15 protein-coding genes are annotated in these 17,396 nt (G+C 57.0%); 12 read left to right on the plus strand and 3 right to left on the minus strand.

The window, feature by feature from the left end; translation table 11 throughout:
• Window positions 1-9: 9 nt before the first annotated feature.
• Genes WNY39_RS02815 through WNY39_RS02825 form a run of 3 tightly spaced genes read left to right on the plus strand, consistent with a single transcriptional unit; the run spans window position 10 to window position 3,581 of the window.
• Window positions 10-1,302, plus strand: a complete 1,293-nt coding sequence (locus WNY39_RS02815) for an ArgE/DapE family deacylase (RefSeq protein ID WP_342843876.1) — start codon at window positions 10-12, stop codon at window positions 1,300-1,302.
• A gap of 9 nt (window positions 1,303-1,311) precedes the next feature.
• Window positions 1,312-2,469: an amidohydrolase gene (locus WNY39_RS02820; RefSeq protein ID WP_342843877.1), complete on the plus strand. Its 1,158-nt coding sequence runs from the start codon at window positions 1,312-1,314 to the stop codon at window positions 2,467-2,469.
• On the plus strand, window positions 2,466-3,581 hold the full coding sequence (locus tag WNY39_RS02825; RefSeq protein WP_342843878.1) for an alanine racemase: 1,116 nt from the start codon (window positions 2,466-2,468) through the stop codon (window positions 3,579-3,581). Before WNY39_RS02820 ends, WNY39_RS02825 begins: the two co-directional genes overlap by 4 nt.
• Window positions 3,582-3,593: 12 nt before the next feature.
• Here the strand turns inward: WNY39_RS02825 and WNY39_RS02830 are convergent, their stop codons facing one another.
• Both WNY39_RS02830 and WNY39_RS02835 read right to left on the minus strand, forming a co-directional pair.
• Window positions 3,594-5,879 (minus strand): TRAP transporter fused permease subunit, encoded by a 2,286-nt coding sequence (locus tag WNY39_RS02830; protein ID WP_342843880.1) that lies wholly within the window; start codon window positions 5,877-5,879, stop codon window positions 3,594-3,596.
• A gap of 102 nt (window positions 5,880-5,981) precedes the next feature.
• Window positions 5,982-7,037 (minus strand): TAXI family TRAP transporter solute-binding subunit, encoded by a 1,056-nt coding sequence (locus tag WNY39_RS02835; protein ID WP_342843881.1) that lies wholly within the window; start codon window positions 7,035-7,037, stop codon window positions 5,982-5,984.
• 137 nt (window positions 7,038-7,174) lie between these two features.
• Between WNY39_RS02835 and WNY39_RS02840 the strand changes: the two genes are divergently transcribed.
• Together WNY39_RS02840 and WNY39_RS02845 are read left to right on the plus strand one after the other, a co-directional pair.
• Window positions 7,175-7,684, plus strand: a complete 510-nt coding sequence (locus tag WNY39_RS02840; protein WP_342843883.1) for a MarR family transcriptional regulator — start codon at window positions 7,175-7,177, stop codon at window positions 7,682-7,684.
• On the plus strand, window positions 7,681-9,330 hold the full coding sequence (locus tag WNY39_RS02845) for a sulfatase-like hydrolase/transferase (RefSeq protein ID WP_342843884.1): 1,650 nt from the start codon (window positions 7,681-7,683) through the stop codon (window positions 9,328-9,330). The genes WNY39_RS02840 and WNY39_RS02845 overlap by 4 nt, the downstream gene beginning before the upstream one ends.
• A gap of 42 nt (window positions 9,331-9,372) precedes the next feature.
• Here WNY39_RS02845 and WNY39_RS02850 read toward each other — a convergent pair whose 3' ends face one another.
• A complete protein-coding gene (locus tag WNY39_RS02850) occupies window positions 9,373-10,326 on the minus strand; it encodes an AraC family transcriptional regulator (RefSeq protein WP_342843885.1) in 954 nt (317 codons plus the stop codon).
• Window positions 10,327-10,847: 521 nt separating this feature from the next.
• On the opposite strand from WNY39_RS02850, the gene WNY39_RS02855 reads away from it, so the two are divergent.
• The 7 genes from WNY39_RS02855 to WNY39_RS02885 all read left to right on the plus strand — a co-directional run bounded on the left by WNY39_RS02855 (window position 10,848) and on the right by WNY39_RS02885 (window position 17,393).
• On the plus strand, window positions 10,848-12,086 hold the full coding sequence (locus WNY39_RS02855) for an ABC transporter substrate-binding protein (RefSeq protein WP_342843886.1): 1,239 nt from the start codon (window positions 10,848-10,850) through the stop codon (window positions 12,084-12,086).
• Window positions 12,087-12,097: 11 nt separating this feature from the next.
• Window positions 12,098-12,964 (plus strand): branched-chain amino acid ABC transporter permease, encoded by an 867-nt coding sequence (locus WNY39_RS02860; RefSeq protein WP_342843887.1) that lies wholly within the window; start codon window positions 12,098-12,100, stop codon window positions 12,962-12,964.
• Entirely contained in the window at window positions 12,964-13,995 is a 1,032-nt protein-coding gene (locus tag WNY39_RS02865; RefSeq protein WP_342843888.1) for a branched-chain amino acid ABC transporter permease, read from the plus strand. Before WNY39_RS02860 ends, WNY39_RS02865 begins: the two co-directional genes overlap by 1 nt.
• Entirely contained in the window at window positions 13,992-14,717 is a 726-nt protein-coding gene (locus tag WNY39_RS02870; protein WP_342843889.1) for an ATP-binding cassette domain-containing protein, read from the plus strand. Before WNY39_RS02865 ends, WNY39_RS02870 begins: the two co-directional genes overlap by 4 nt.
• On the plus strand, window positions 14,714-15,421 hold the full coding sequence (locus WNY39_RS02875) for an ABC transporter ATP-binding protein (RefSeq protein ID WP_342843890.1): 708 nt from the start codon (window positions 14,714-14,716) through the stop codon (window positions 15,419-15,421). Before WNY39_RS02870 ends, WNY39_RS02875 begins: the two co-directional genes overlap by 4 nt.
• Window positions 15,422-15,480: 59 nt before the next feature.
• A complete protein-coding gene (locus WNY39_RS02880) occupies window positions 15,481-16,995 on the plus strand; it encodes an amidase (protein WP_342843892.1) in 1,515 nt (504 codons plus the stop codon).
• Between the two features lie 98 nt (window positions 16,996-17,093).
• Window positions 17,094-17,393 (plus strand): antibiotic biosynthesis monooxygenase, encoded by a 300-nt coding sequence (locus WNY39_RS02885; protein ID WP_342843894.1) that lies wholly within the window; start codon window positions 17,094-17,096, stop codon window positions 17,391-17,393.
• Window positions 17,394-17,396: the final 3 nt, after the last annotated feature.

Below are 17,396 nucleotides of genomic sequence, written 5' to 3' on the forward strand. Positions count from 1 at the left end.
GGCACCTCAATGCAAGACGATCTGAACACCCGCATCTGCGCCGCCGTCGACGACGCCTTTGACCGTCAGCTGGCTTTTCTCTCCGACCTCACGGCGCACCCCTCGACGCGTGGCAACGAACAATCTGCGCAGAATTTCATGGCGGATGAACTGACGCAGCGCGGATACGCGCTTGACCGTTGGCAGATTGATATCGCTGAAATCCAGCATTTGCCGGGGTTCTCGCCCGTGCTTGGCCCCTATGAGGACGCGGTAAATGTGGTTGGCACTCATCGGTCAAAAACGCAGCAAGGCCGGTCGCTGATTTTGAACGGGCATATCGATGTGGTTCCCGCCGGACCGCTGGACATGTGGGACAGCCCGCCCTTTGAACCGCGTATCGAAGGCGGGTGGCTATATGGGCGCGGCGGCGGTGATATGAAGGCCGGGTTGGCCTCCAACCTGTTCGCGCTTGATGCGCTTGCCGCTTGTGGGTTTGCCCCCGGCGCGGACGTTTATTTTCAATCCGTGGTCGAGGAAGAATGCACCGGCAATGGCGCGCTGGCCTGTCTGGCGCGCGGCTATACTGCAGACGCCGCCCTGATCCCCGAGCCGTTCTCCGAACATCTGGCCATCGCGCAGCTTGGGGTGATCTGGTTTCAGGTCCACCTGAAAGGTCTGCCCACGCATGTCGCCTATGCCGGCCAAGGGGCCAACGCGATCGAGGCGGCCTTTCCCCTGATCCGCGCCCTGCACGAGATGGAACACCGCTGGAACGCGGCGGAAAACCGGCCTGATGACTATGCCCATATGGATCATGCGCTGAACCTGAATATCGGTAAGATCGAAGGCGGCGATTGGACCAGTTCGGTTCCGGCGTGGAGCGTGTTTGACGTGCGCATGGCAATCTTTCCGGGCCAATCCATCGACGCCGCAAAAGCCGAGATCGAAAAGGTGATCCTGGATGCCGCCCGTGAAAACGCGTTCCTCAGCAACTCCTTGCCCGACATCGTCTATCACGGCTTTCACGCCGAAGGGTACGCCCTGTCCCAAGACAGCTCGGCCAATGCGCTTTCTGCCATCGCAGCGTTGGAAACCGCGCACCACGACGTCACCGGAGAGGCACTGGTCCGCGAGGCGATCACCGCAACCACCGATGCACGTTTCTTTGGGCTGTATGCAGACACCCCCGCGCTGGTGTACGGCCCCCGCGCCGAAGCGATCCACGGCTTTAACGAACGGGTCGAGATTGAAAGCATCCGCCGTGTCACCAAGGCAACCGCCCTGTTCATCGCCGACTGGTGCGGCACGGAAGAACGATAGGGATCAATGATGCAGGCGCTTTCCCCGACCCAAATCGATTATCTGACGCAGCTGCGCCATGATCTGCACCGCGCGCCAGAGCTGTCAGGCGAAGAGGCCGCGACCGCGCAGCGCATGATCACCGAGCTTACGGCACTGAACCCCGACCGCATTTGGTCCGATTTAGGCGGGCACGGTGTTGCGGCAGAGTTTAAGGGGCACGCCCCCGGCCCCACCGTTCTGCTGCGCTGCGAGCTGGACGGGCTGCCCATTCACGAGCAATCCGATCTGCCCTATAAATCGCAGGTCGACGGCAAAGGGCATCTGTGTGGGCATGACGGCCATATGGTCAGCATGCTGGGTGTGGCCATGGCGTTGGCAACGCGCCCTGCGTCGGGGCGGGTTATCTTGCTGTTTCAACCAGCCGAGGAAACCGGCGCAGGTGCAAAAGCGGTGATCGAAGACACACGCTGGCCTGAGATCCGGCCCGACTATGCCTTTGCCTATCACAATGTGCCGGGCCGTCCCTTGGGGGAAATTGGCCTGCGTCCGGGGCCGGGAAACTGCGCGTCGCGTGGCATGCAAATCCTGCTCACGGGGAAAAGCTCTCACGCGGCTGCGCCAGAGGATGGCCTATCGCCCGCTGGCACCATGGCGCGGCTGATGACCTCGCTGGGTGCGCTTGGCCATGGGACCATTGACGCAGATGATTTTGCGCTGTCGACGCTGACCTATGCAAAACTTGGCGAACCCAGCTTTGGCATTGCCCCTGCGGATGGTGAACTGCGCGTGACCCTGCGCACCATGACGAACGACCGTATGGACAGCCTGATCGCCGACGCGCTGTCGCATATCGAGCAGGAAAAAGGCCCGCTAAAGGTCGAGGTCCAGTGGCATGACGTATTCCGGTCGGTGGTCAATGACCCCGAGGCGACAAGTATCGCGCGCGACGTGGCGGCGGATTTGGGTTTTGCGATCAACGACATGGCCACCCCCATGCGCTGGTCCGAGGATTTTGGACGCATCGGGGATGACGGGGCCAAGGCCGCAATGCTTTATATCGGGTCTGGTGAAAACCAGCCGCAATTGCACAACCCTGATTACGATTTCCCCGATGCCCTGCTGCCGATTGTCACCGATCAGTTCTGTGGCATCCTTGCGCGGCTGCTTGGCCCGCCCAAGCCATGACACAGGAACGATGCCCTGGCTCGTGGTGCGAAATTCACCGCGATAGGATATCCAACAACCTCAAACTTGCGCTTGGGCTGGTCCCAAAAGGGCGCAGGTTTTGTGCAGTGCTCAAGGCCGACGCCTATGGCCACGGTATTCAACAGGTCGTGCCCCTGATCCAAGCGCAAGGCGTGACCTGTATTGGCATCACATCAAACGCCGAAGGCTACGCCGTGCGCGGCGCAGGCTTTACGGGAACCTTGATCCGCGTACGCGCCGCCACCCCGCCCGAGATTGAGGACGCGTTGGATGCGCAGGTCGAGGAGCAGGTCGGCTCGCTTGAGGTCGCTCAAACGCTGCTGGCCCTTAAAAATGCGGGCCACCCCGTCCCTTGCCATCTGGCGCTGAACGCATTGGGCATGTCCCGCGACGGGCTTGAGATTTCAACGGATCAAGGCCGCGCAACCTGCCTTTCCATTCTGGAGATGCTGGCCGAGGACATCGTGGGCATCTGCACGCATTTCCCCTGCAACACCCCGCAAAACCTGCGCCTGGCATCAAAGCTGTTTCAGCAACAGGTAGCTTGGATCATCGACAACAGCACGCTCGATAGGTCTGACATTCTGGTGCATGCCGGAAGCTCGCTCACCTTAGTGGCCGATGAACCTGTTGAGACGGATATGTACCGCTGCGGCGCGATCCTTTACGGGATATTAAAGCCCGAACTGGGGTTCCAGACCACGATGGACCTGAAGGCGCGGGTGGTCAGCCTTGGCGACTATCCCAAGGGTGCCACTGTCGGCTATGACGGGGCGCATCGGCTGCGCAGCGACCGGCAACTGGCCTGCGTGTCGATCGGATATGCCAACGGGTTCCGGCGCGACTTGCAAGACGATGCTGCCGTGGCCATTGGCTCCCAGATCGCCCCGGTGTTGGGCAAGGTTTCCATGAACACCGTTGTTGTGGACGCCACCGACCTAGACGGCGTTCAGGTCGGGGACGAGGCGACAGTCTTTGGCGAAACCGGCGGCGCGCACACCTCGTTGGGTGCGACGGAACAACAATTCCGCACCATCATGGCTGATCTCTATTCAGACTGGGGTCTGCGCAATCCACGGGTGTTTCGCTAAGGCCGGCAGGTTTTACCGTCGTCCCGCATAGAAATAATGCGCACATAGAACAACGATGGCCAAACCGATACCGACCCACATCACCATGGCGGTTTTCCACAGGATAAGGACCGCAATCACCAGCCGTGCGCTCATTTCAAACCCACCTATCGGCCCGCGGTCATAGCGGCTGAGCGCGGATGCCAGCAGATACAGCGCCAAAACAAGCCGCGCGCCTAGAAAGGCCATCCACGCCCAGTCGGTTTCGCCGGTGTAGCCGTCGATCAAAACGCTTTGGCCTGCATCATTGGTGACGGTCACGGCCTCTTCGATCAACAACAGCTCGGGGTACCACGCGAATATAAAGGGGATGGCGAACATAACGATCCCCACCCGCACAGCGGAAAACCCGGTGCGCATCGGTTCAGTGTTTGAGATCGACGCGGCGGCAAAGGCGGCGATGGCAACGGGCGGCGTAATGGCCGAGGCCACGGCGAAGTAAAACACAAACATATGCGCGGTAAAAAAGCTGACGCCAAGGTTGCTGAGCAGCGGCCCCAGCAACAAGGCGACGTTCACATAGGCGGGCACCGTCGGCATCCCCATACCCAGTAAAATCGCGCAGAACATGGCGCAGAACAACGCCAGCATCAGATAGACGCCGCCCACAATCGGAATCTCGAACCCGAAAAGGCGCAACATCTGCGCGTGTTCAAGCCATGCGGTAACGGCGCGCGTCAACTCTCCGGTCAGGCCGCTTTCGTTCAGGAAAGACGAGATGATCGACACCGCGAACAACAGCAGGAACAAGCGCGACAGCAACACGCCACCATCGGCCAGCGAGCGTAGTATTCGGCTGGGTTTCGCGCGAATTTCGGGATCAAGCAGCAACAGCGGCAGCAGCGCAATCACAGCCCACCAGCCCGCAGACACGGCATCACCGGTGGCGTTCGTGATCGTTTGTATCGCGCCATCCCACAAGATCCAGCTCAGCGGGCCACTCGCGACCGCATCCTTACTGCCAAGCAGCAGAAACAAGATGACCATGATCGGGGCAAAGATCATCACGACGTTCAAGCGGTCTTGAGGGACCATGACCAGATCATCGGGTACTTCGCCCATGGCTTCGACGCCGTCACGGCGTGCTTGAAACATCACGGTCAGAAAGATCGAGAAAAAGAAGGCCATCGCAGGCAAAAACGCCGCCACGATAACCTTGGTATAGGGCACGGCGGTCAGCGCCACGAGGACAAAGGCCGCCACCCCCATCACCGGTGGCATGATTTGCCCGCCCGAAGACGCAGCCGCCTCTACCCCGCCGGCAAAACGCGGATTAAACCCGTTGCGGATCATCATCGGGATCGTCAGGCGGCCGGTCGACAAAACGTTGGTGACAGGGCCGCCGGTGATGGTGCCAAACATAGCCGAGGAAATGATTGCCGCATGTGCAGGGCCGCCACGCAAACGGCGTGTCAGCTTAACAGCCAGTTTGATCAATGATTTGCCGCCCGCCGAGGTGCCAAACAAGGACCCCAGAATGACATAGGGAAACACCTGATTGACCACGATATCCATAAACCGCCCCATGATGCCATCGGGTGAAATAAAGACGTTGGTGGCTTTTTGGATCGCCGCCGCCATGGGATCACCACCATCCGCGCCCAGTTTTGTCAGCAAGAAATTGTTGTCCGACAGATCGAACACCCAAAACAGGGCCGTTGTCACCGTATAGAGCACCACAATACTGGCAACGATCGCCAAAGGTGCACCCCAAACCCTCACGTTATAAAGGAAAAACAACGTGATAATCGTAAGCAGCAGCGGCAGTATCCAGATGCCAAACCGCGCCTGACAGGACGGGACTTCGGCCTCGAGCGTCATGCCGGGAATAACGCCGACAGATCGTTCTGCGGCCTCTTGGATCAGACGGGCGCGTTCTCCGCTGATTTGATCGAACAGGCACACGCTGTCGATCTCGACCAGATAGCCAAGCGCGCCAAGAAACGCCCCCAGCACCAGCCCAAGGTCCAGCAGCAAGCCAAGCCACGCCAGATGCGGTTTGTTTTCCTTCCAGTCCCGATAAACGCTGGAACGCAGCGCGACGATCACCATCATCAAAAGAAACACGGGCGGGTAAAAATATTCGGTCGCAAAGCCCGAGACGCGAAAATAGGGACGGCCCGTGATCTCGCGCGCCCAGTCCTGCAAGCCAGCAATCTCGGGCATGGTGTTGATCATCCCCACCAACACCAAAACCAGCGACAGCACAAAAGCGATCTTATGGCCCAAGGGCATTTTTTGGAATGTCAGCTCGGTCATGCGGGTAAGCCTTTTGTGGCAAGCCCGGCGTTAAACCGGGCCTGCGAGGTCATTGAAATGTATGGAAAAGCGGCGGCCAACAGGTTGGCGCGCCGCAAGGTTTTAAGGGTGCAAACACTCGGCGACGGTAAAACCGGCCTCTTGATAGGCGCGGATGGCACCGGGATGCATTTTGATCTGCACCGCACCACAAGCACCTTGGCTGACGCCATCAATATCGCCAAAGGTCATGTTCAGGTTGGGGCCAATGGGCGATCCCTTTTCGAACCGGTCCTGAGCCTCAAGAACCACTGTGACAATGTCGAACACCAGTTGTTCATCCATCTCAGCCGGAACGATTTCGCCAAAGGCGGTGGAATAGCTGTCAAAGGTGTCGTCGTCGGTCACGATGGTGATGTCATTGCCCGCATAGGCCGCGCGGTATTCATCGACCGGCATCGAAAACGGCGCATGTCCGGGTGCGGCGGTAATCTGTTTGCCCAACTCGCTATTGTACAGCGCCGACGGGATGTCATGAATGGTCGTGGCACCCGCTGCGGCGATACGAATTTGACGCCCAGATGGCAGACCATCAGGCGAGGTCCAAGCATCAACGCTGCCGCCGGTAATGGTCGACACCGCGTCGGGCCAAGGCGTTTGCACGCCCTCATATCCTTCGCCGTCTTTCAACCCTGACAGCAATTGCACGGTCGCACGACCAGAGGTAAGCGCCGCGCCGCGGGGCGGGCCGTTCCAGATGCGCGTACCGTCCAGCTTGGTGATGTCTTCGATGGGTTTGCTGTCGTAATAGGCAAAAATCTGATGCGATCCCGCGTGAAAGAAAATAGCCCGGATATTATCTGCCAGTTCCTTGCCTTTTTCAGCACCAACACCGCTGTAAGGGCCAATCCCGCGCGACAAAAGGAACGGAAGAATCAGCGGAGCCGCTGCAATATCCAGCCGGCCTTCAGCGACCGCTTTGACCGAATTGGTCAGCGTTGCCCCTTCGGTGATTTGCAAGGTTGCGACCCCCGCGCTTTCCAATGCGGCGGCAAAGGTTGTGTCGATATAATGCGGCGAAGACCCTGCGCTGGTAGTCTCTGCCGTCAATGTTTGCTGCGCTGTTGCAGCAAGCGGGGCCAGCACCACGGCTGCCCCGAGAATGGTTGATTTGATCATGTGTTCCCTCCCTATATGCGGTGCGTTCCTCCACAGATGCACCCCCGACTTACATCGGGTTGTGCCTTACGGTGGCAAAAAATATATGACTTGTCACGCATAATTTTTTCAGGCTTTATCCAATCTCGGAGGAGCCGATGTCAAAAACGCCCAAAACCCGGTCTGAAAAGATCAGCGCAAGGCGCGCCCGCGAAGAGGTAAACATCTTTGCGCGCATGCCCGCCGCCTATGCTGCATCGCGCAGTCAAAGCCAGAAGCTGCTGCACAGCGCAGGCGGGCTTTCTGTTCTGGAATGGCGAGTGCTGTGGGATCTTGCAGAAACCGGGCCGCTGTCGATCCGTGAAATGGCCGAAATCCAACGCGTGGATCACTCACAGCTTAGCCGGGGCCTGCCACAGATGCAGCGCAAGGGATTGGTGACCATGCAACGCGACGAGACAGACGGTCGCCAGCTGAGCGTCGCCTTGACCGACAAAGGCCGCGCCGCCTATGACAAGGCAGCGCCCATTATGAAACGACGCCGCGACGCGTTGCGACGCAGCTTTACCCCCCAAGAGATTAAGCAATTTACCAGCTACTTTGACAGGCTCGAAGAATTCCTGCGCCAGCCGATAGATGATCTGTTAACCGAGGACCCAAAATCATGACCAAACGCCCCAATGTACTTTGGATTATGGCAGATCAACTGCGCTTTGATTACCTAAGCTGCTATGGCCACCCGCATCTGCATACGCCCCATATTGATGCCCTCGCCAAACGCGGCGTTCAGTTCAACAAGGCCTATATCCAATCGCCTGTCTGCGGCCCGTCGCGGATGTCGGCCTATACCGGGCGCTATGTGCGCAGCCACGGATCAACGTGGAACGGCACCCCCCTGCGGGTTGGGGAACCCACCTTGGGCGATCACCTGCGCGAGGCCGGAGCCCGCGCCGTTCTGGTCGGCAAAACCCATATGACCGCCGATGTTGAAGGCATGGCCTGGCTGGGGATTGATCCCAAAAGCACAATCGGGGTGAGCCGGTCGGAATGCGGGTTCGAACCCTATGAGCGTGACGACGGCTTGCACCCTGACAGCCCGCGCCAGCGCTGGTCTGCCTATGATGATTATCTGGTCGAAAACGGATACGAATCTGACAACCCTTGGGGGGATTTTGCCAATTCCGGTCTGGATGAAAACGGTGACAGGCTTTCGGCTTGGCTGCTCAAGAACTCTCGCCTGCCCGCCGATGTGCCAGAAGAGCATTCCGAGACCGCTTATATGACCGACCGCGCCATCGATTTTATGACCGAGGCGCAAGAGGACGGCCGCCCGTGGATGTGCCATCTGTCCTATATCAAACCGCATTGGCCCTATATCGTCCCTGCCCCCTACCACGACATGTACGGGGCCGAGCATGTCATTGACCCGATCCGGTCAGAGGCTGAACTGTCGACCGATCATCCGCTTATGGCGGCCTATCTGAACGCGCGGGTCTGCCGCAGTTTTGCCCGCGATCATGTGCGCGAACATGTGATCCCCGCCTATATGGGCCTGATCAAACAGCTTGATGACAATCTTGGCCGGTTGTTTGCGTGGATGGATGAAACCGGCATCAGCGAAAACACCATCATCGCCTTCACCTCGGATCACGGCGATTATATGGGCGATCACTGGATGGGCGACAAAGACTTCTACCACGACGTCGCCGCCAAAGTGCCCCTGATTATCGCCGATCCCCGCCCCGAGGCGGACGCCTCACGCGGGTCAATCTGCGAAGAGCTGGTCGAGATGATCGACCTTGCGCCGACATTTATGAACGCGCTTGGTTGCGTGGCCAAACCGCACATCATCGAGGGCCGCGATCTGACGCCGATCCTGAACGGCACCAAAGGGTTCTCGCGCCGCTATGCGATCAGCGAACATGATTATCACTGGTCTGAGATGGCGCGTGAATTGGACGTGGCGCAGGAACATGCCCATACGGTGATGATCTTTGACGGGCGCTGGAAATACATCCGCTGCGAAGGGTTTCGCCCGGTGATGTTCGACCTTGAAACCGACCCGCAAGAGCTGCGCGACATTGGCGCGTCAAAATCCGCTGCGCATGTGGCCGTCCGCGCACGCATGGAAGCGGCCCTGCTGGATTGGTCAAGACGCCACCACACCCGCATCACCGCCACCCCCGCCGTTCTGGAACGCCAAAAGCACGCCGCATCGGGCGGTATCCTGATCGGGTTCTGGGATGAGCAGGAATATGAGCAAGCCACAGGCAAGCCGTTTAGCAGCCTTGTTCCTGTTGGACGCCCTGACTGACGGGTTTTGCACGAGCGGCCAGTGCCTCAAGTATCGAATGCTTTAACGTGGTCGAAGAAGGGAGCTTGGCGTCTGGTCGAATGCCTTTTTGAAAGCCCGGCTGAAATGAGAAACGTCGGTAAAGCCGGTATCGTAGGCGATGTTCGTGATCGAATGGACGCCCCCTCGCATTATCCGGCGATAAGCCTCTTCCAGCCTCGTCTGCCATAACCAACGCATAGGCGTGGTGCCCTCTGTGCTGAACAATCGGTTGAGGGAGCGCGGCGATATGGCCTGAGCGGCACAAATCTTATCGACGCTTAAATCGGTATCAGCCAAGTTTCCGACAAGGTAATCTTTGATTTTAAGCAGCTGCTCTTGCCGGTGCCCCTGTGAAAGCGGCACGGGATCTTGAAAATAATGTTCGATACTACCGAAAATCAAATCGAGCGCGGAGGCTTCCATTTTTGGCGATATGTCTAGTACGTCGCCATCTATGGAAGGCTGGAACTGCGACATGATCGATTGCGTGAATTTTGCGGCCTGGGTTTGGCGCGGAATACTACACGCTGTGAGATCTGTCAGATTCCCAAGCCTCGTCGTGGCATGGGCCCGCGGAATTGCCATAACCAAGCCACGCGCGTCCTCGACAAACTCGATCCGGAACGGTTTGGCCTGATCATAAAGAACCACATCCCCGTTCTGTACAAAAACCGAACGCCCTGACTGCACCAGTCCGATTTTACCCTTGGTGACGACATATAGCATGATGTGGTCACGCGGGTCTTTACGGATGTCAGTCTGACGTCTGATCAAGGGCATATTCGACCCTTTGGATTTTGCCGCGACATCGCCAAAACCCAACGAACCCGACCGCCACGATTTGACCGACCCAGAGAATACAGCGTCCGTCGGAATCTCGCATTCGGTGGTTGAAAAGTCTCGACAGGTGGATTGGTGCCAGCTTTCAAAGCCGGGGCCGACCTTATCAATTCCAGTATTTCGCAAGTGCAGCATGGTGTTCTCCTAAGTCGCGCAGATATCCTCGTGCAGCTTCAAGAGTGGCCCCAATCGTCAATATCGCAAGATTTTTGATGATCTGTGCGAAAAGCGGACATTCAGCACAAATTGGCAGAATGAGCACATAAACTGGCAGGCTCAGACAAGCGAAAGTCATTTGTATTCCCATGATCATACCAATCAGGGCAAGGCTTTGGCCGGCTTTTCAGAGTTCGCATTAATTGGTTCCGGAGAAAACATGTCGTTCACCTGCCTAAAAAATCATCACAGGAAGCGCAATTTAAGCCACTTGGAAAACAACGGCCCCGACCGCGTTTTCGAGATTTTCAACCCTTGCGAGCTGATTCCTGCGACTGACCGCATTTCGCTAAAATATTCTGTTTTCTGGCCCCTGACCAAAAGTTACGCAGTTCACCCGGTCTCGTGAGACCAGTTGAAAAATGGCCTCTCCTCACGTCCCGCAAAACACCAAAAACAGTCTCAGCAAAACGAGACGTCCAACAGAAAGGTAATCTTAAATGTCACTCTCTCGCCGTAGTTTTTTAAGAAATTCAGCCGCTGGGGGCGTCGCTTTGGCGGCACCCTCCTTGATCGGCAGCGTCGCGCGGGCCGCCGATGGGCCAATCAAAATCGGCAGCCTGCATGACCTTGCTGGGCCGCTCGCCGCAACGGGCGAACCAATGGTTTATGCGATCCAACTGGCCGTGGAGGAGCTGAACGCAGCTGGCGGTCTTTTGGGTCGCGAGATCGAGTTGATCAACTATGATACCCAGTCGAACATCCAGCTTTATTCCCAGTTTGCCCAACAACTGGCTGTGCGCGACAAAGTCGATGTTGTGCATGGTGGGATCACGTCCGCATCACGCGAAGCGATCCGGCCGATCTTTGACCGGTTCAAAACGCTCTATTTCTACAACACGCTTTATGAGGGCGGCGTATGCGACCGGAATACCTTCAATCTAGGTACCACACCGGCCCAGACAGTTGAAAAGCTTGTTCCCTATGCGATGAATCTTTGGGGCAAGAAGGTCTACATCATCGCGGCCGATTATAACTATGGTCAGATCACCGCAAAGTGGATGAAAAAATATGTCCAAGACAACGGTGGTGAAGTTCTCTCGATCGACTTTTTCCCGCTGGATGTGACAAACTTCGGCCCTTCGATCTCGCGGATCCAAGCCGCAGAGCCCGATTTGGTGCTGTCAGCAATGGTGGGCGGCAACCACACCGCATTCTATCGTCAGTGGGCGGCGGCGGGTTTGAAGGATGAAATCCCGATTGCATCCACGACATTTGGTCTGGTCAACGAACCAGCAACGCTGGAAGATTCCGAAAGCAAAGGCGTCTTGGGCAGCTATGGCTATTTCGAAGAGCTTCAGACGCCAGCCAGCCTAGCTTTTGTAAAGGCGATCAAAGACAAGCACGGGGCGCAAACGCCATACATCAGTGAACTTGCCGCGGCGAGCTATGAGGGTATCCACCTTTGGGCCGAAGCCGTGAAATTGGCTGGCACACCCGAGCGTATGCCCGTGATCGAAGCGCTGGAGACCGGGCTGTCCTTTGAGGGGCCAAGCGGCACAGTGGTGATCGATCCCAAGACCCACCACGTGACGCGCAATGCCTTCCTTGCAGAAGTAGAAAACAAGTCTTGGAAAGTGCTCGAAACATTCCCGGCACAACCGCCGCTGGATACCGCTGCGGTCTGTGATCTTGCCGCCAATCCCAACGACACGACCCAGTACGAAATCGACATTTAAGGAGATCAGAAATGGACATCGCGATTATCGTAGGTCTGGACATCATCAGTGGCATTGCGTCGCTCTTGCTTATTAGCGCCGGACTTGCGGTGATCTTTGGTATGATGAAAATCATCAACCTCGCGCATGGGGAATTCCTCATGCTCGGGGCATATGCCACGGTACTGTCGGTTTCGGCGGGGGTGAATATCTGGTTTGCAATGCTGGTTATTGCCCCCGTCTTTGTCGGGCTTGTCGGGGTCATCGTCGAACGATGCCTGATCCAGTTTTTATACGGTCGCCTCGTGGACACCATGTTGGCGACCTGGGGTCTAAGCCTTGTTATTGTAGGGGGCACCACGATGATGTTCGGCAATACGATTGTCGGCGTGGCCTCTCCTTTGGGTGGTTTCAAAGTCGGGCAATACCAATCGAGCCTCTACACTCCCTTTCTGGCGGTTATGGCAATCTTGCTGATGGTTTTGGTTTGGGCCGTGATGCGTTTTACCCGCGCAGGGCTGATCGCCCGCGCGGTTATGCAAAACCCAGATATGGCCGCGACACTGGGTGTGAACCCCGCGCGTGTATATATGGCCACCTTCGGTGCAGGTGCCGCAATGTCGGGGTTGGCTGGCGGTCTTTTGGCCCCCGTCGCCGGGATCGTTCCAACCATGGGTGCTGCCTATATAGCAAAGGCGTTCATCACCGTTGTTGGCGGTGGAACCTCAATCCTTTGGGGGCTGATCACTGCATCCGGCCTTTTTGGGTTCATCAATCAGATCGCTGCTTTCTTTACCACTCCGGTCTTTGGCGAAGTCATCTTGTTTGTCGCAGCCGTGGTTCTGATCCGCATGTTGCCAACAGGCATCTCTGGCAAATTTTTCAAAGGACGTCTGTAATGCAAAACCTAAACGGAATGACTGGCGCGCTTGTAGGTTCAGCCATTGCTGCGGTGCTTGTCATCATCGCCCCATTTTACATTGACCTGTTCCAGATCATGCAGCTGACCGTGTTTGCCGCGATGGCCGTGCTTGCCCTAAGCCTTGGATTCATCTGGGGGTATGGCGGCATCCTATGCTTTGGCCAAACCTCGTTTTTCGGATTGGGTGCTTACGCCTATGCGGTATCGGCCATCAACTTTGGCGACAGCACCCCCGCGATCGTGCTGGCCATTGTGGTCCCGGTTATCTTTGCTGCCCTGCTGGGGTATTTCATGATCTACGGCGGGATCAGCGATGTTTATCTGGGTGTGATTACCCTGACAGTGTCGCTGATACTGTTCAACCTCGTGAATTCCACCGCCGGCGATTTCTATAAGATCGGCACCGCGCGGATTGGCGGGTTCAATGGGATACCGGGGATACCAACATTCAATATACCCGGAAACACCAACTATATCCTAAGTCCCGAACAAGCATGGACCGTCACTGGGCTGGCATTGATCGCAGTGTACATCGGGCTGCGCGTTCTGATTGCCAGCACCTTTGGGCGTATCATCATTGCAATACGCGAAAACGAAACCCGTGCGGCTTTGCTGGGCTATGATCCCCGGCTTTATAAACTGCTGACCTTCATGATCGGCGGGGCTGTTGCGGGGTTCGCTGGGGCGCTCTACGTCAACTGGGGGGCCTTTGTTAGCCCGACGATATTTGCCTTGGGCCTATCGGCGCAAATCATCATCTGGGTGATTATCGGTGGACGCGGCACCTTGATTGGTCCGATCATCGGCTGTCTTCTGGTGCAATGGTTGGTGACCGAAATTGGCGGCCAACAAACGTTAGATGCCAATTTCATCCTCGGGGCCATCTTGATCATTTTCGTCCTGCTCGTGCCAAAAGGCATTGCGCCAACTTTCCGCGACTTTGTGATGTCGCGCCTGCCCCGGACCGGATCGAAACCCTCCGCGGCCACGTCAAAGGTAAAGCTATGAACACCACACCGCTTGTACAAACCGAAAATCTGACGATCCGCTTCGGGGGTGTGACCGCTGTAGACAAAGTAAACTTCAGCCTGAAGGAACTTGAACTGCGCTGTCTCATCGGGCCAAACGGCGCGGGGAAATCGACATTTTTCAAACTGCTGACCGGGCAACTTACCCCAACTGAGGGCACCGTGCACCTGCGGGGGGGCAACATTTCTGGCGCGTTGCCCCACCAGATCGCGCGACAGGGCGTCGGAATCAAGACGCAAGTGCCGAACGTTTTCAACGCGATGACGGTCGAGGAAAACCTGTGGATCGCCGCGCGCAAAAAGCACACGCCCAACTTTGCCACGGACCTTGCCGAAGCGATCCTGACCCAGTTGCGCCTGACCGGCATTGCCAAGCGCGAAGTGGGTCAACTGGCACATGGCCAGCGCCAGTGGGTTGAAATCGGAACCGTTCTGGCCGGTGAACCCGAACTGATCCTATTAGACGAACCCGCTGCAGGAATGACCCACGACGAGGTCGAACGCACGGCCGAGTTGATCATCGAGATCAACAAGAAAAGAGCCCTAATTGTGGTGGAGCATGACATGCAGTTTATCAAAATGATTGCCCGAACGGTAACCGTATTGCACCAAGGCGCGGTATTGATCGAAGACGACGTCAGCGTGGTCCTTGCGGATCCGCGCGTACGCGATGTTTACCTCGGCAAAGGATTGGCAGCATGATCCTTGAAGTCGATTCATTACATTCTGGATACGGCCGCATCCCAATCTTGATGGGCGCAACCCTGAACGTGGCAGAGGGCGAGTTCCTTGGCATTCTGGGGCACAACGGCATGGGCAAGACCACGCTGATGAGCACGTTGATGGGGCACCTCCCGGCAACGGGCGGCCGCGTTATTTTCGATGGCCAAGACATCACCAAACTGCCGCCGCACAAACGGTCCCGCGCAGGTTTGGGTCTGGTGCCTCAAGGGCGGCAGATTTTTCCCGATCTCACGGTCTATGAAAATCTCCGTATGGGAATGGCCGGGCAATCTGACGAGGACGCGGGTTTCATTGACGAAATCCTCTCACTTTTCCCGCGCCTGCAACGCTTGCTTGACCGTCGGGGCGGCGCGCTGTCCGGTGGAGAGCAACAATTGCTTGCCCTTGCGCGGTGTCTTTGTTCACGCCCTAAACTGATGCTTTTGGATGAGCCCACCGAAGGCATCCAGCCGTCAATTCTGGAAGAAATCGTCGAAACTTTGAAGGTGCTCAGGGGGCGTGGCCTTTCTTTGGTTCTCGTCGAACAGAACCTTGAATTCATAGCCGCACTGTCGACCCGCGTTTTGACCATCCAGAAAGGCGTCATCACCGGAGAGATGTCGCCAAAAGACCTGCAAAACCCTGAAACCGTTTCCCAATTCGTCGGTATGAGCGCGGCCTGACCTCGTCGGGCACAGCTGCAAACAGCCACCAAGCAAGACATCTGAGAAGGAGAACAACCATGACTATCACAAGACCCACCCTAGAACAGGTTATTGAGATCGGTGAAAACCTCGGCATGTCCCTGACCCATGCCGAAGCCGAAGAGTATATGAGCCTGATGCAGGGCAACTTTGACGCCTATGATGTTGTCGATGCCGAACCGGACTATACCCCGCCCGTTACCTACCCGCGCACAACCGGACACACCCCCGAACTTGCCGACAATCCGTTCGGCGCATGGGCGCGCAAGGTAGAGGTAAAAGGCGCGGGCGAGGGCAAGCTCAAAGGCAAGACCATTGCCCTTAAAGATAACGTGGCCTTGGCCGGTGTGCCTATGACCAACGGTGCCTCCACACTTGCCGGATTCATTCCGGTATCTGATGCGACAATCGTAACGCGCATGTTGGACGAAGGTGCCACCATCGAAGGCAAGGCCGTGTGCGAATATTTCTGCCTGTCTGGCGGCAGCCACACCTCAAAGCCCGGCATGGTCCACAACCCGCGCAAGGCGGGCTATTCCGCAGGCGGGTCATCCTCTGGATCGGCGGCGCTGGTTGGTGGCGGCATCGTTGATATGGCCATCGGCGGCGATCAAGGCGGGTCCATCCGCATGCCCGCGTCTTTCTGCGGTATCGCTGGGATGAAGGCGACCCACGGACTGGTACCCTATACCGGCGTTATGCCGATCGAAGCCACGATTGACCACACAGGCCCGATGACCACAACCGTAGCGGATAACGCGCTGCTGCTTGAGGTGCTGGCCGGTGCAGACGGAATGGACCCCCGCCAATATGCGCCGAAAGTTGATGACTATACCAAGGCATTGGATCGTGGTGTCCAGGGCATGAAAATAGGTGTCCTTAAGGAAGGATTTGTTGCCCCAAACATGATGCCCGGCATCGCGGATTCCGTGAAAGAAGCGGCAGAAACCTATCGCGGCCTCGGTGCCGTCGTAGAGGAAATCTCCATACCTGATCACCTGCTTGCCGCAGCCGTATGGGGCCCAATCGCACTTGAGGGGCTGCAATGGCAGATGATGCAGGGAAACGGAATGGGAATGAACTGGAAAGGAGCGTATGATGTTGGCTTGCTCGACTTCCATGCCGCTTGGCGTGACAAGGCCGATGATCTCTCCGAGAGTCTCAAGATCAGCATGCTGGTCGGGCAATACGGCATCGATCACTACAACGGACGTTACTACGCCAAGGCGCAGAACCTCGCCCGTAAGGTCAAGGCAAGCTATGACGCCGTCTTTGCAGATTATGATCTGCTGTTGATGCCCACATTGCCCATCACGGCCTCGAAACTGCCAGAGCCTGGGGCCTCGATCACCGAAGTCATCACCCGCGCCTTTGAAATGATCGCAAACACATCGCAGTTCGATGTGACCGGCCATCCTTCGATGTCGATCCCCTGCGGCCAAGTGGATGGGCTGCCAGTTGGTCTTATGCTCACCGGGGCAGACTATAGCGAAAGCACCATCTATGCGGCCGCAGCTGCATTCGAGGCGACCGTAGACTGGGCCAGCGCCTAGAAGAAAACAGCGGACTCTGCCCCCTACACAACAAACAAAAGTACCGGGCCGACCGGCACAGTCGGTCGGCCCGCCCCAATATGAATATGGAAACCGGTATGATTACGATCACTGCGATAATTCGTTCAAAGGACGGAAAACACGAAGAGTTAAGCGCCGCACTTTGCGAGGTTGCAAATTATGTTGCAGCGCATGAACCGGAAACTGTCGGCTTCTTTGTTTCCCAAGATACAACCGACCCCCGGATTTTCACAACTTACGAACGGTTCGCGACCGAAGCAGCCAAAGATCTTCATAATGGGTCCGGCGCGGTGCAGGCGTTCTTTCAAAAAGCCGATATGATTGTCGAACAGCCGGTGACCTTGCACGTTTGTCGTGAGATTTCGAAAAAAGTATAATTA

Origin of the sequence: Sulfitobacter sp. AS59 (assembly GCF_038899995.1) — a bacterium.
GTDB lineage: Bacteria > Pseudomonadota > Alphaproteobacteria > Rhodobacterales > Rhodobacteraceae > Sulfitobacter.

What these genes read in the sequence shown, in the direction of transcription:
- WNY39_RS02815 (WP_342843876.1), top strand. Translation starts at nt 10, where the DNA reads ATGCAAGACGATCTGAACACCCGCATCTGCGCCGCCGTCGACGACGCC.
- WNY39_RS02820 (WP_342843877.1), top strand. Translation starts at nt 1,312, where the DNA reads ATGCAGGCGCTTTCCCCGACCCAAATCGATTATCTGACGCAGCTGCGC.
- WNY39_RS02825 (WP_342843878.1), top strand. Translation starts at nt 2,466, where the DNA reads ATGACACAGGAACGATGCCCTGGCTCGTGGTGCGAAATTCACCGCGAT.
- WNY39_RS02830 (WP_342843880.1), bottom strand. Translation starts at nt 5,879, where the DNA reads ATGACCGAGCTGACATTCCAAAAAATGCCCTTGGGCCATAAGATCGCT.
- WNY39_RS02835 (WP_342843881.1), bottom strand. Translation starts at nt 7,037, where the DNA reads ATGATCAAATCAACCATTCTCGGGGCAGCCGTGGTGCTGGCCCCGCTT.
- WNY39_RS02840 (WP_342843883.1), top strand. Translation starts at nt 7,175, where the DNA reads ATGTCAAAAACGCCCAAAACCCGGTCTGAAAAGATCAGCGCAAGGCGC.
- WNY39_RS02845 (WP_342843884.1), top strand. Translation starts at nt 7,681, where the DNA reads ATGACCAAACGCCCCAATGTACTTTGGATTATGGCAGATCAACTGCGC.
- WNY39_RS02850 (WP_342843885.1), bottom strand. Translation starts at nt 10,326, where the DNA reads ATGCTGCACTTGCGAAATACTGGAATTGATAAGGTCGGCCCCGGCTTT.
- WNY39_RS02855 (WP_342843886.1), top strand. Translation starts at nt 10,848, where the DNA reads ATGTCACTCTCTCGCCGTAGTTTTTTAAGAAATTCAGCCGCTGGGGGC.
- WNY39_RS02860 (WP_342843887.1), top strand. Translation starts at nt 12,098, where the DNA reads ATGGACATCGCGATTATCGTAGGTCTGGACATCATCAGTGGCATTGCG.
- WNY39_RS02865 (WP_342843888.1), top strand. Translation starts at nt 12,964, where the DNA reads ATGCAAAACCTAAACGGAATGACTGGCGCGCTTGTAGGTTCAGCCATT.
- WNY39_RS02870 (WP_342843889.1), top strand. Translation starts at nt 13,992, where the DNA reads ATGAACACCACACCGCTTGTACAAACCGAAAATCTGACGATCCGCTTC.
- WNY39_RS02875 (WP_342843890.1), top strand. Translation starts at nt 14,714, where the DNA reads ATGATCCTTGAAGTCGATTCATTACATTCTGGATACGGCCGCATCCCA.
- WNY39_RS02880 (WP_342843892.1), top strand. Translation starts at nt 15,481, where the DNA reads ATGACTATCACAAGACCCACCCTAGAACAGGTTATTGAGATCGGTGAA.
- WNY39_RS02885 (WP_342843894.1), top strand. Translation starts at nt 17,094, where the DNA reads ATGATTACGATCACTGCGATAATTCGTTCAAAGGACGGAAAACACGAA.